A 554-nucleotide genomic window follows, 5' to 3' on the forward strand; every position below is an offset into this window, starting at 1 on the left:
CATCTACATCCGGGATCCCGACACACGAGAGTTCCGGCCGGTGGCGAGAAGAGACGGGATCACCACACCGTTCTTGCGACGCAGCCCGGCTCTACCGGCAGATCCGTGGCGGACCGCGACGAATATCCCGCAGAGCGCCGAGCCCGTCTCTGCTTCGCCGATCTGGAGCGATGCGTCGCGCTCGCGGTGATCGACCATAACCTTCAGCAGAACGCGAGGACATTGAAAGTGCCGGCGACAGAATGGAACCGGCTGGCGCACGATTTGCCCCGCTTCGACGATGATCCTATACGGGTCTTGCTGGCATTCATGCCCGGGACGGAGAGGCGCATCTCGCCGCAGGGTGTCAGCATGTTCGCGTTGGACTATTTTTCACCGTGGCTGGGCAGCCTCGTCCCGCAGCGGGACCGGCTCGGCCGGCTCGAGGTGCGATACGACCCTCGCGACATCAGCCACATCTACATCCGGGATCCCGACACACGAGAGTTCCGGCCGGTGGCGAGAAGAGACGGGATCACCACACCGACGACGCTATGGGAGCACGAAGGTGACCG

1 pseudogene is annotated in these 554 nt (G+C 63.7%); it reads left to right on the plus strand.

Features of this window, described 5'->3' with window-relative positions:
- Positions 1-69 precede the first annotated feature (69 nt).
- A pseudogene (locus tag EOA24_RS40435) lies at positions 70-554 on the plus strand (Mu transposase C-terminal domain-containing protein); the annotation flags it as partial.

This window comes from Mesorhizobium sp. M2A.F.Ca.ET.039.01.1.1 (assembly GCF_003998035.1).
In the GTDB taxonomy this organism is placed as follows: Bacteria; Pseudomonadota; Alphaproteobacteria; order Rhizobiales; family Rhizobiaceae; genus Mesorhizobium.